The sequence below is a fragment of the Levilactobacillus tujiorum genome (assembly GCF_012641185.1).
Classification (GTDB): domain Bacteria; phylum Bacillota; class Bacilli; order Lactobacillales; family Lactobacillaceae; genus Levilactobacillus; species Levilactobacillus tujiorum.
Genome location: NZ_JAAXLK010000025.1, coordinates 6237 through 19017, shown reverse-complemented (window position 1 = coordinate 19017; position 12781 = coordinate 6237). Strand labels below are relative to the sequence as shown.

Annotated in this window: 10 protein-coding genes; 7 read left to right on the top strand and 3 right to left on the bottom strand. The window is 49.5% G+C overall.

Going from position 1 to position 12781, the window contains the following annotated elements:
* Window positions 1-349: 349 nt before the first annotated feature.
* Window positions 350-1108, bottom strand: coding sequence for an SDR family oxidoreductase (locus HF569_RS10840; RefSeq protein WP_168850356.1), 759 nt, complete (start codon window positions 1106-1108; stop codon window positions 350-352).
* Between the two features lie 289 nt (window positions 1109-1397).
* Between HF569_RS10840 and HF569_RS10835 the strand changes: the two genes are divergently transcribed.
* Window positions 1398-2618, top strand: coding sequence for a multidrug efflux MFS transporter (locus HF569_RS10835; protein WP_168850355.1), 1221 nt, complete (start codon window positions 1398-1400; stop codon window positions 2616-2618).
* 15 nt (window positions 2619-2633) lie between these two features.
* Complete coding sequence (locus HF569_RS10830; protein WP_168902436.1) at window positions 2634-3302, top strand: GTP pyrophosphokinase; 669 nt, start codon at window positions 2634-2636, stop codon at window positions 3300-3302.
* 215 nt (window positions 3303-3517) lie between these two features.
* On the opposite strand, the gene HF569_RS10825 is transcribed toward HF569_RS10830, so the two are convergent.
* Complete coding sequence (locus HF569_RS10825; RefSeq protein ID WP_168902435.1) at window positions 3518-3721, bottom strand: YjzD family protein; 204 nt, start codon at window positions 3719-3721, stop codon at window positions 3518-3520.
* Between the two features lie 285 nt (window positions 3722-4006).
* Between HF569_RS10825 and HF569_RS10820 the strand changes: the two genes are divergently transcribed.
* The gene (locus tag HF569_RS10820) at window positions 4007-5203 is read left to right on the top strand and encodes a cation:proton antiporter (RefSeq protein WP_168902434.1); all 1197 of its coding nucleotides are present in this window, start codon (window positions 4007-4009) and stop codon (window positions 5201-5203) included.
* Between the two features lie 742 nt (window positions 5204-5945).
* On the opposite strand, the gene HF569_RS10815 is transcribed toward HF569_RS10820, so the two are convergent.
* Window positions 5946-8663, bottom strand: coding sequence for a YfhO family protein (locus HF569_RS10815; protein WP_168902433.1), 2718 nt, complete (start codon window positions 8661-8663; stop codon window positions 5946-5948).
* 289 nt (window positions 8664-8952) lie between these two features.
* Between HF569_RS10815 and HF569_RS10810 the strand changes: the two genes are divergently transcribed.
* The 4 genes from HF569_RS10810 (at window position 8953) to HF569_RS10795 (ending at window position 12658) form a co-directional block, all read left to right on the top strand.
* Window positions 8953-9645 (top strand): response regulator transcription factor, encoded by a 693-nt coding sequence (locus HF569_RS10810; RefSeq protein ID WP_168902432.1) that lies wholly within the window; start codon window positions 8953-8955, stop codon window positions 9643-9645.
* Window positions 9635-10972, top strand: coding sequence for a sensor histidine kinase (locus HF569_RS10805; RefSeq protein WP_168902431.1), 1338 nt, complete (start codon window positions 9635-9637; stop codon window positions 10970-10972). Before HF569_RS10810 ends, HF569_RS10805 begins: the two co-directional genes overlap by 11 nt.
* A gap of 13 nt (window positions 10973-10985) precedes the next feature.
* On the top strand, window positions 10986-11423 hold the full coding sequence (locus HF569_RS10800; protein WP_168902430.1) for a GNAT family N-acetyltransferase: 438 nt from the start codon (window positions 10986-10988) through the stop codon (window positions 11421-11423).
* Between the two features lie 278 nt (window positions 11424-11701).
* Complete coding sequence (locus HF569_RS10795) at window positions 11702-12658, top strand: LacI family DNA-binding transcriptional regulator (RefSeq protein WP_168902429.1); 957 nt, start codon at window positions 11702-11704, stop codon at window positions 12656-12658.
* Window positions 12659-12781 lie beyond the last annotated feature (123 nt).

Sequence of the window (12781 nt, the reverse complement as noted above, 5' to 3'; positions counted from 1 at the left end):
AGCCTCGAAAGTGCCGAGTCTCCAAGCTTGGTTTTCTACTAAGCCAGTAAGCAATTCACTTACTGACTAAGTAGAACGACGCGCCTGAGCCCATATCTGCCGACCTCACGGCTAATATAGAATCTTTAAGCGACTGAGATAATGACTGTTACGGTCGTTAATAGTTAGACTGAAAACGCCAACGACTGTCATGGTAAATCACAATCGAAGCCGGAGTGCGACCAATTTAACGGTATGTATTCTTACCAATACTGGAGCGAGGTAGGCATTTTATCGTTCAACTTTTAAGGAACGCAACTAAAAAGCCGCTGACAATTGTCGGCGGCTTTTTCTTATACAGTTATTTGGTTTATTGAGCGGTGTAACCACCATCAACGACGAATTCTGCACCAGTAGCGAACTTGGATTCGTCAGAACCTAAGTAAACACAGATCCAGGCAATATCGTTAGGTTCACCAATGTGGCCCATTGGCGTCTTAGTCCGAGCAGACATAGCTTCTTCAGCACCAGGAAGGTCATCAACTAATGGCGTCTTGATGTAACCTGGGTGAACAGTGTTAACCCGAACGTCGTAGTCCTTTAAGGCAGAGTCAACGGCAGCTGACTTGGACATGATCCGAACGGCACCCTTTGAAGCGTTGTAAGCACCCAAGTTAGGGTCACCAACTAGACCTTCAATAGAAGAAATGTTGATGATAGAAGCGCCGAGGTTCTTGTTCTTCATCCGTTGGATACCAAGACGGGTACCGTAGAAGACACCATCCAAGTTAACGGCTAATTGCTTCTTCCATTCTTCAGTCGTCGTGTTTTCAACACTCTTGTTAACGGCCATACCGGCGTTGTTAACGATAGTGGTAACAGGGCCAAAGGCTTTTTCGGTAGCGTCAAATAACTTGACCCAGCCTGCTTCATCAGTAGCATCGTGTTGGTAGAATTGGATAACATCTGGACCGCCGATACTCTTAGCAGCTTTTTCACCAACGTCACTGTGACGTCCAGTGATCATAACTTTGGCGCCTTCTGCAACGAACTTGTCAGCAACAGCCAACCCAATTCCGAGAGTTCCACCAGTAACGATTGCAACTTTTCCATCTAAACGATGTGCCATTTGTATTACCTCCAAAAATTTTGTGATCTGCGTCATGTGTTTGTTACATCTCAAATGAAGCCACAAAGAAATTCAAGTGAGCGGTGTATTTAAGCACCGTTAACAAAAAGTGTACGTGAACAACGTCACATGCTTGTCCCCTATTATGAAACAAAACCATCAAAATTCCAACCCTTTTATTAAAAAAATTTACAAAAAAATTCTGGAGGCAGCTTAAAGGCGGTATACCGGGAATTATGCTACACTAGTAATTAATGTGATTTTAGAGAAATGAAGAGGCGATGACACCGTGGGCACACGAAAACCTGAACAATGGCGGCGAAATTTAGCCGTGCTGTGGTTAGGGACTTTTATTGCAGGGATGGGCTTTAGTGAGGTCATGCCTTTCTTATCCTTATATGTCGATGATTTAGGAACCTTTACGAAGGGGCAATTGACCATCTACAGTGGGGTGACGTATGCGGTCACCTTCTTAGTGATTGCGCTGGTGTCGCCGCTGTGGGGCAAGCTGGCCGACACTAAGGGCCGAAAAATCATGCTGTTGCGGTCGTCATTTGGGATGGCGATTGTCATTGGCCTCATGGGGTTTGTTAGCAACGTATGGCAACTCATTGCACTAAGATTTCTACAGGGCTTCTTCGCGGGATACATTCCCAATGCGACGGCGCTGATTGCTGCGGAGACGCCACGTGAGAAGAGTGGCAATGCTTTAGGGATTCTAACGACCGGTTATGTTAGTGGTAACCTGATTGGCCCCGTCTTGGGTGGGATTCTTGCGGAAGTCTTTTCAATTCGCTGGACCTTTATTCTGACTGGGATCTTTTTAATCATTGTGTTCTTTTTGAGCGCCACCATGGTTCACGAACACTTCACGCCGATTTCTCGGGACCAGCGTGACCAGTCGGGTAGTTGGCTACAACAGATGAAACGACCTAAGCTCATCGTGGTTCTGTTGGTCTCGACGATGATTATCCAGATGGGAAATAACTCGATTACGCCAATTATCAGTTTGTACGTGAAGCAACTGATGGGCAATGCCGGACCAATTACTCTGGTCGCGGGGATCATTGCGGCTTTACCAGGGATTTCAACGCTGATGGCGGCTCCCAAACTAGGCGAGTACGGGGACCGGCGGGGGACCAGCCGCGTCCTGATTTTTGGTTATATTTTTGCGGTGCTGATGTATTTCCCACAGGGATTCGTCACGAGCGTCTGGTTGCTCGGAATTTTGCGGTTCATGATTGGGATTTCTGACGGCGCCTTGTTCCCCGCAGTTCAGGCAATGCTAACTAAGAATTCACCCCAGGAATTAACGGGGACCGTCTTCAGTTGGAATCAATCCTTTCAGGCTTTGGGCAGCATGTTAGGCTCCTTACTGGGCGGTTTCGTCGCTAATATCTTCAACTATAATGGTGTATTTACGTTTACAGCGATCACGTTGCTGTTAAACTTCCTGCTGTTGTGGTGGGTGGTTCCCGAGATACGACAATTTCGGCAGAAAAATGCGTAACTAGGAAGGATTATGATGGCTAACGAGAATTTACCAGTTCAATTTATTGAGGATCCAACCTCATTGGCTGCGGTTGATACGTTTCGCCGCCTGATGTTGGATTACAATAGTGCGGTGAAAGTGGTGCGGACAAAGATTGAGTATTTAGATCAGGAATATCAGATTTTGCACGGGCACACCCTGGTCGATAGTTTACAGTCCCGGATCAAGACGCCGGAGAGCATTTTAGAAAAAGTTCAGCGCAAACACTTTAAGCTGGACCTCAGAACGTTGCCGAGTGAGATGCATGACATTGCGGGCATTCGGGTAATTGTACGGTTTGAAGACGACATCTTGGCGATGGAGAGCCGCTTGGAAAAGCAACCGGATATTCAGATCCTGCGACGGAAGGATTATATTACACATCCTAAGCCGAATGGTTATCGCAGCCTGCACCTTATTTTATCGGTACCAGTGTACTTAGACGCTGGGGTGGAGCCGGTTAAGGTAGAGGTTCAGATCAGAACGATTGCGATGAATTTCTGGGCGTCACTGGAACATGAGTTGAATTATAAGAAGAACGTGCAACATCAAGAGGAGTTACGGCAGGAGCTTATCGCCAAGGCCAAGCTGGTTCACCAACTCGATCAGGACATGAATGCCATTAAGAACCAGATTCGGGCGGAGGATGCGCGCGAGGTCTAGACTGGACTTAGCGTCTGAATCGCGTTTTGGTCGGTGACTTGGTTAAAATTGAAGCTGAAAGGAGGGCGAGATGTGGGTCTCACCCTCCTTTTGTCAAAGAGAAAGCGCGCCTTACCAGTTGCGGTTTTTCAGGAAGGCCACGCAAAAAAATGGCCACAAAAAAACCCTGGCAAATCCGCCAAGGTCGGTTGTTAAGATCGTGTTCCTGTGAGCGCTTATTTATCTCCAGCAGATTTGACGTCGCTCCGTCCGAGTAACGTAATCCCGTTGACGGCGATAACAGCTACCACTGCCATGGTAACGCCAATGGTCATTGGATCGTAAGTGACTTCTTTCAAGGCACCAACGATATAACCAATGACTTCACCAAAGATAACGGCCCAAAAAATTACGACTAAGTTAGCTTCTAACCACTTCACACGCGTCACCTCACAATCGTTATTAGTTTAACACGATTCGCAAGTTGCGGGTAGTTATAATTTTGTTGAGGGGCTGAAATAGCCGTCCTGATGCGGTTGGGTTGCGGTGGCCGTCGCTTTTCTGTATAATATGAACTAGTAAAATTAGAGATGGTTGAAGCGACTGCTTTCAAGAATGAGGTTTCCCTTGGGTTGGGGAGACTCTTTTGAAGCGGTCGTTTTTTGATTGCCCGGAGAATTGGAAGGCAATCGTCGTCAATTATCAGTCAACCAAGGAGGCTACTTGTGGAACTTTTAAGAAATTTAACGTTGATTCTGTTAGCAACAACAATTATTGGCCATTACAGCACCCGGATCGGGATTCCTGCCGTGATTGGGCAATTATTAGTGGGGGTGGTGATTGGTCCGGCCATGTTGGGCTGGATCAACCCTACTCACGTATTGGAAAGTTATGCTGAATTAGGTGTCATTATTTTAATGTTTATTGCCGGTCTCGAAAGTGATTTGCAATTGTTGAAACGCTACCTGAAGCCAAGTGTATTGGTTGCGTTGATGGGGGTATTGATCCCAGTCGTGGGGACTTACCTCGTGGGGATGTTCTATCACCTCGGCGTCGTAGAGAGTCTCTTCATCAGTGTGATCTTTGCGGCTACGTCCGTCTCCATTTCAGTAGAAGTATTGAAAGAAATGAACGCACTTAACAGTCGTGAAGGAACGACGATCTTGGGGGCTGCGGTGGTCGATGACGTGCTGGCCGTGGTGATCTTGAGTGTGTTGGTATCCACGACCGGAACGGCAGTCGGTGATAGCGCGGCTGCGTCCAGTAATCTGGTCCTGACGACGATTGAACAAATCGTGTACTTCGCGGCGATTTACTTCGTCGTGCGGTGGTTAGCACCGTACATGGCGAAGATTGGAGATCGTCTGATGATTCCGATGGGACAGACGCTAATGGCGATTATCCTGTGCTTTGGGATGGCGTACATTGCCGAATTGGTTGGTTTGAGTGACGTTGTGGGGGCGTTCTTTGCAGGGATTGCCATCTCACAGACCAGCGCTAAATCAACAGTTGATCGGCACATTGAACCGATTGGCTACGCACTCTTCATCCCCGTTTTCTTCGTTAGCATTGGTTTAAACATGGATTTTAATGGTCTAGGCAAACAGTTGGGCTTCATCATCGTCTTGACGGTGGTCGCCGTCTTGACCAAGCTAATCGGTGCCGGCAGCGGTGCCAAATTGGCTGGCTTCTCGTGGGTCAGCTCAACCGCCGTTGGTGCGGGGATGGTCTCCCGTGGTGAAATGGCGCTGATCATTGCGCAAATTGGGTACGCGGCCAAGTTGATGTCACCGGTGCGGTATTCGGCGATTGTGGCGGCCATTATCGTGGCAACGCTGATTGCGCCATTCCTATTGCGAGTGACCATGGATCGCGCGCACAAGGGAGAAATCGACCGATCAAAGGTCCGGCCAACTGAGTAGTCTAAAGACTGAAAACTCAAAAGTGCTTGTCATACTTGGCCAGCAACAATGGCGGTTCATTCCGCCTTGCCGTTCGTCAAGCTTTGAGCTGGAGCGCTGTGGGGAGGACGGCCCGAGCCATAGAGCGGTCTCGAGCCTCACTTTGAGCCGAAAAGTTCGCGTCTCAAAGGTGCCATTTACCAAGAGAACCACTTGGTAAATCCCACGGCTGAGCTCAAGTTTGACTCACTCACGGCTACATTGAAGCTATCAACTAAGTTTGCAAGTTTCAAAATACTGGTTCTAGCTAAAGTGAAGCAATTTGGTAGTACTCATACGTTGCCAGCGGATACAGTGTTCTTAGTTGACTACGGTGATGACTGCCACAGTCGCTATCAATTGGACCGAAAATGGTAAGTAGATAATGTCATGGTAAAGCACAATCAAAACCGGAGGAGGGCAGAGATGGAGCCAGCTGTGTCGACGGTGTTAGCCGATTTTCGGCTTACAGCGTGGGACGTGTTTGGAAACTGACGGTTTGGGTCAGGTTTCAAACCGAGCCAGAGGACCGCTTCTCAGGCCGTAGGCGGTCCCCACAGCAAGCGGAATCTCTGCCAGCCGCAGGTGACTGGTGTGGACTATTTTCCAGTCATTTATTCTTTCTGGTCATAATTATCTTTCGATTTTTAACTGAGTCAGCAAAAAGGGCGTCAAGGAGTGAGTTTTCACTTCCTGACGCTCTTTTAATTGACTGAAAAATGGATTACTTCGATTGACGTTCTCGGCGTTGCTTCCATGGCCGATACCATTCGCCCGCAACGACTAGGAAGGCAAAGATGATCGCTCCCAGTGCGCTTAGAATGGCGCCAATCTTCAAGCCCGGCGTCGTGTAGGTCAGGACAACGTGGTTCTTACCCGTATGAATGGGTACGCCGATCATTCCCCGGAAGTTCTGCACTACCGGAACAATCGATTGGGCATGCATCACTGACCGGATCTTAACCGGCTTGCCGTTAACGGTAGCGTGCCAGCCTGGGGTATCCGGAATGGAAACGTAGAGAAGGCGGCGTTGGGCACTGCCCCGTACGGTACCAGATAACCACGTGACGCCACTTTTACGGCTGAGCTTGAAGCGTTGTTGCTTGAGGCTCTGGGCCAAAGCCACGTACTTGGCTTGATCGAGCGAAACGAATTCGTTGCTGTAGCCCAGCTGTGGACGTGTCGTGACATAGCTGACCTTAACGATTTCGCCTTTCTGATGTTGTCCAAGCTTGAAGACGTAGCGGGTGCCATCGGCGTTGATGAGCGGCTTGGCCTTCTTGCCGTTGACCAGCAGACTGGAGTAGATAATATTGGCAGAAGGTGAATAACCGTGGAGTAGCCCGGTGGCATTCACGTGAAGCTTGAATGTCTGAACGTAGCGGGCTCCACTTCGCCGACTGTTCTTTGCCGCTACCCGATTCAAATCGGCCGCAGTTGCCTTGCGCGTGTTCACGCCTAGGGTTGTGGCCCGGGCCAAAGTGTCGGGCTTAGCCCCCAGTGCGTCCAGAATCATTTGCTGGTTGAAGAGGGCCGCCTGATCGCGCAGTTGAATATCTGCGAGTTTGGTTGGAACCGCAAATCCAAAGCCGGCGTATGAATTCAGCCTAGTGACGGGGTGGGGACTGTCGGCATTCAGCCGGTATTTCACACTGAACAGGGTGTCCGTCAGGTGTGTATAGCCCTGAGCGCTTACCCGCCGGACGTTTTGACTGAAGTAGCCTAGGTCGTGTTGGAAGACCCGCGACTGTTCATCCAAAGTTGACGAGTAGGAGCTGAGACCAGCGTAGTCCATCATCAGCGGGTCATTGTAGTGGTTATACGGGCCCGTATAAGCGTTACTAATCGTCGAATGGAGGAAGTCTATCCGATGCAGGTTAAACTTAGTAGACGACGCGTCAATGCGGTCTAACAGGGCCGAATCCTTTTTGAAGTATTTTTCAAATTTCGTTTCGGAACCGAAGTCCATGCCTTGTGAGGCCAGGTAGAGATTACTCCCCAATTCACCGGAAATAATCAGAACCATCAACCCGATCCGGATCGGTCGCCACTCGGTGATGAAGACCAGCATGGTGTTGAGTAACAAGAGCCCCAATGCCAGCCAGAGCAGGTGGAAATTAGGTTGGCTGTTGGCATAGAGCTCATTGTTATAGCTCGGCATAAAGTGATTCCACCATTTAGGAATGAACTGGGCCGAGATGAAGCCGATCGTTAACAGACTGGCCCCCCAGAGCAATGCCAAGATCTTCTGAGGATCGTTCATGGTCTGATCCGGATGGGTTTGCCAAGCCCGATAAGCCGTGATCAATGCCAGAAAAGTGAAGAAGTAAACGTTTCTGAATGGAAAGCCGGCTGGTTGTTGGAACATGTGCCAGACGGTGTTGAAGACGGTGACAAATAGGCTTAACCCCATCGCAATCAGCAACCACATCGTCCGCTTCTTTTCCACGGCCTTGATCCGGGGTGAAACGAAGTAGACGATCAGTAGTAGAAACATTAACGTCCCCATGAATAGACTCGGCGCGTGGTACAGGTGTGAACGGAAATCGCCGGTACCGACGCCGAATTGGGCGAGGACTTCTGGACCGAAGAGTGGCATCGGCAAATAGTTGTCGAGGAAGAAATTACTCTTACCGGTCTGGAGCATTCCCAGAGCCGTCGGAATGAGCACGACCATCGACATGAGACCAGCGAGCAACGATCCGAAAATGAATTGCCGAATGGCCGGCCAGTGCATCCGCCAAGTTTCCTTGAACGGCGTGGGTGCTGGCTGATGTTCAACGATCAAATAGATGAAATACAAAACCGAAAATAGGCAGGTCATGTAACCCAAGTAATAGTTGGACAGAATAGTAATCGTTAGTCCCGCCGTGTACAGCCCAAAATGGTGGGTGCTGACGAGCCGATGGAGTCCCCAAGCAACGATTGGCAACCAGATTAAGGCGTCGAGCCACATGATATCGTAGAAATACATGGCGACGAAGCCACATAGGCTAAAGGCCGTTGAGAAGAGCAACAGTGACCAGCCGCTCCGTAGAAAGGCGTGACGCAGGAAGATCGCCGTTGTCAGGCCGATCGTCGCAATTTTTAAGATGACAATCCAAGCAACGGCCGTCGGTAACTGAGCCGCTGGAAAGAAAAAGATCAATAGATTAAACGGGCTGATGACGTAGTACGTCAGTAATGGCACGATACTACTGCCCGTCCCCAAAGCAAATGAAAACAGGTGGAACTGTCCATGCAATACCGTTGAGCGTAAGTACTCCAGAATGGGAATGTACTGTGCGCCGGTATCGCTAATTAACAGACTATGCTTGCCAAAGGGCGTGACCTTCAGTTGCCAGAAGACCACGCACATGATGACCAGCGGAATTAAAAATGCCCCCAAATACACCCAGCGACTTACCCTTACTTGCGCTAAGGCGTTGTGATGTTGCTCCATGAAAACCCCTCCGTTGATGACAATCAAAATGTCTGACCCTAATAGGATAACATTCTCTGTACTTGGATAAAAGTTTACCTTAAATTGAAGCTATTGCGGTAAAGAATGAGCTAAACTTCGAATAAACTTAGACTTTGGTAAGTAAAAATAACTTAAGGTTACGTTATCGTTCATGAAGTAGACTATAATCTTAGCTAAAGGTGGTGTCGACCCAACCCGACATTGGTGACACCGCTGCCTATGTTGAAGAATTAAAACTAAACTGATTATTTAAAAGGAGGAATGCCCGTTGAGTGCGACCGCTAAAGTACTAGTCGTGGAGGATGAACGTGAATTGTCTGCGGACATTGTGGAGTTAATCAAGCCAATCTGTGACGTCACCACGGCCTTTGATGGGGAACAGGGTGAATTTCTGGCTAGCCAAGACGTCTTCGATGCGATTGTTTTGGACCTGATGTTACCGGGTGAGAGTGGCTTGGACTTGCTGCTCCACATTCGTAATAAGGAAGTTAAAACGCCGGTTCTGATTCTGACGGCGAAGGATACTATTGCTGATAAACTGCGAGGGTTCAATGATGGCGCGGATGATTATGTGACCAAGCCATTTCACCGTGAGGAGTTATTGGCCCGGATGAAGGCGTTGCTGAAACGGACGGGTCACTTGAACAGCACGGATGTCATTAGCCTAGGTCAGTTGGCGATCAATACCAGCAAACACTTGGCAACCTTTAACGGCCAACCTCTGACCTTGAAGGGCCGCGAGTTTGATTTGTTAACGTATCTGGTCGCCAATCCCGGTACAATTATTACCAAGGAACAGATCTTTAACCGGCTGTGGGGCTTTGACTCCGAGACAAGTCTGTCGGTTGTTGAAGTTTATATGAGTAATCTGCGTAAGGAGCTCAAAAACGCGGGGAGTGACCTGTCAATCCGCACGATTCGTAACGCAGGCTATATTGTGGAGGCTCCTGATGAGCAATAGGGTTAACCGGGCTCAGCAGTGGCGATTATTCATCAACAATCTGATCGGGTTCACCGTGATTTTCGGGTTGCTGGGCGTGATTGTGTTTGTGCTCTTTCGTAATGCGATGTTGACGAGCACGGACGAGGCTTTACGGGTGGAACGCTCGGCACGGTTGAATAATGCGCCAGGCGCCAAGAAGCCAGCTGCCCAGGGCAAACAGCCAGGTGGACGCGTCCAGCCGGGACGGACGATTCATCCGTTCATGACGACGACGCTCACGTTTGACGAGAATGGAAAAATCATTAATCGGGCGCAACTGGGCTCACGCTATGACACGCTCAAACACATTAAGCTGGCTAAAGAACAGGTGGGACAGTTGCACACCATTCAGGTGGGCGGAAAGTATAATTTCCGCACGTTGCTGGTCAAGGTGCCGGCTAAGAATCCAGATAAGCTGATCGCGGGGAAGTACCTACTCTTGATGGAAAATATTGATCCCCAAAAAGCGGCGATGAGTAACTTTACCCGCGTGCTCCTCATGACGATGGGGATCTTCTGGTTGATCTCAATTCTGATGAGCATCTGGCTGTCTCGGCTGACGATGCGGCCAATCCTCAAGTCGTGGGGGCGCCAGACGGAATTTGTCGGAAACGCCGCTCACGAGTTGCGAACGCCGCTGACAATTATTCAAAACAAGTTGGAGTTGTTATTGACGAAGCCCAATGATAAAATCATTGATCAAGCGGAAAATATCGCGATTGCCAATAGTGAGAGTCAACGGCTGCAGAAGCTGACGCAGGACTTGCTGGCACTGGCACGGTCGGATTCCAATACGGTGCAGACGAATTTTGAAGCCACTCACGTTGCGACATTTTTACAACGGACGGTGGAGCCCTATACGGAGATTGCGGCCAGTCAGGGGAAACGATTGCAGCTCGCGTCCATGGCAGACTTCCGGGCCACGCTGGATCAGAATCTCATTCATCAATTAATGAATATCTTGATTGATAACGCGTTGAAATACTCTCCGCAGGGCAGCACGATTACCGTTTCAGCTAAACTGGTGGGGCGGAAGTGGCAGCTTACCGTGGCCGATCAAGGCATTGGCATTCAAGACGGGGAGCGGCAGCGGATCTTTGACCGTTTCTATCGGGTGGACAGTTCTCGCAGTCGGCAGACGGGCGGCAACGGACTCGGCTTGTCGATTGCCCATTGGATTGTGGCCTTGCACCACGGCAATATTGTGGTTAAGGCCAATCACCCTCAAGGGAGTCAATTTGTGACGACCCTGCCGCTGAACCCAGCGAATGGACTGAACAGTCATCGTGAAAAAAATAAAGCTTAGGAGTTGAACGACAATGTTAGTGACGCCACAAGCCGCAACCCCGGCCGATTATGCTGAGTTAGCGGCGATTTGGACGCGTTCCGTGCAGGCAACGCATCATTTCTTATCGCCAGCGGATCGAGACGATATCCAACGACATTTGCCAGAGTACTTTGGTCAAGTGGACCTCTATAAATGGCAGGTGGCCGGCCAGACCGTGGGTTTTTCCGGGACAGCCGGTACCGAGTTGGTCATGCTATTCCTGGATCCGCCTTACTTTCGGCACGGGTACGGGCAAGCCATTTTTCACGCGCTCATGCGTAAGCCGGGTATTCAAACGGTCAGTGTGAATGAGCAAAATCCGGGGGCGTTGGCCTTCTATCAACGCCAAGGGTTTCAGATTATTTCGCGCGCGGCCGTTGACGAAGCGGGGCGGCCTTACCCCATTCTTAATTTAGAACGACAAGCGTAAAAGCCTCATGATTAGGAGGCTTTTTTGCGTTGTCCGGGGTTAATGTCGCTTGAATTTTAACTAGACCAATTTTGACTTGTGCTGGTCGTTGTTGTTGTAGTGAGAGAGAATGATGCCCATGACCCCGTTTTAAAGATGGCCAATTTCTGCCCTGACGCAGTCGGATAGACCAATTTAATGCTGATTTACGGTGAGACTAGTTTTCATCGCCTCTCAGGTATGGTAAGATTTGTGTCAAGAAGACACTGCTGTTAAGTGCATAAGGAGCTTTCGAAAAGATGTTAACAATCCGTGATATTGCCGCCAAGGCGGGCGTTTCGGTCTCCACAGCCTCCCGGGCATTGAATAATAATCCGCGCATTAGCTTGGCAACCCGCAAACGTATTCAGGCGTTGGCGGCGGCCGAGGGCTATCGGCCCAACTATAACGCTAAAAATCTAACTTCCGGTGAGGCGAATGCGGTGGGGGTGGTCTTTCCCACTTCAGATCGTAATTCAACTGATAATCCGTTCTACATTGACCTGCTGCGCGGCATTAACACCGAATTGATGAAGCGTCAGTACGTCTTGTCGGTGGCGATTAGTAAGACCGCTGACGACCTCCTAGAAAACGTTAAGGCGATGGTCGCTCAGGGGAAGATCAAACGTTTTGTTCTGTTGTATGTCCATCGAGCAGACCCGGTGGCGGCCTTTTTGCGTGAAAAACATCTACACTTCGTCACCATCGGCGAACCCATTGACGGGCATGACGATTATTTTGTGGACAACGATAATCTGGAGGCAGGGATCGGTGGTGCCAGCTTCTTATTGGACCAATTGGGCGTTAAGCATCCAGTCTTCGTCGAATCAGGACACAATTGGGGCTATGAACAACAGCGACGTCAGGGTTACGAGCGGGTGGCAGCGCAATTTAACGTTGAGCCACTGACCTGCAAGTTGAATGATTTGGAATACGTGCAGTCCTTTATCGAACATCATCCAGAGATTGACGGTATCATGGCGACCGATGATTTCAACGCGATCGAGTTCTATCGTTTGTTGCGTGAACAGTACGTGGCGAGTCATTTCCCAGTAGTCAGTTACAATCATTCTTTGCCGGCGGGATTAACCGATGCTAATCTCCATTCGGTCAATTTATTCCCCGAAAAGATGGGGTCGGCGACGGTGAGCCTCTTATTCAGCGATCGGGAAGAAACTGCTGACAAGCAGATCCGCATTCCTTACGAAATCAAGTAAGGATGGATCAGCTTTGCCGCCTTGCCGTTCGTCAAGCTTTGAGCTGGAATGCTGTGCGATTAAAACTGGGCAACGTAGTGGTCCCTGCGCCTTACCGGTCAGCAGATATGGGCTGGAACGGTG

Coding starts and splice junctions, on each gene's coding strand:
- HF569_RS10840 (WP_168850356.1), bottom strand. CDS start 1,108: ATGGCACATCGTTTAGATGGAAAAGTTGCAATCGTTACTGGTGGAACT.
- HF569_RS10830 (WP_168902436.1), top strand. CDS start 2,634: ATGGCTAACGAGAATTTACCAGTTCAATTTATTGAGGATCCAACCTCA.
- HF569_RS10815 (WP_168902433.1), bottom strand. CDS start 8,663: ATGGAGCAACATCACAACGCCTTAGCGCAAGTAAGGGTAAGTCGCTGG.
- HF569_RS10805 (WP_168902431.1), top strand. CDS start 9,635: ATGAGCAATAGGGTTAACCGGGCTCAGCAGTGGCGATTATTCATCAAC.
- HF569_RS10800 (WP_168902430.1), top strand. CDS start 10,986: ATGTTAGTGACGCCACAAGCCGCAACCCCGGCCGATTATGCTGAGTTA.
- HF569_RS10795 (WP_168902429.1), top strand. CDS start 11,702: ATGTTAACAATCCGTGATATTGCCGCCAAGGCGGGCGTTTCGGTCTCC.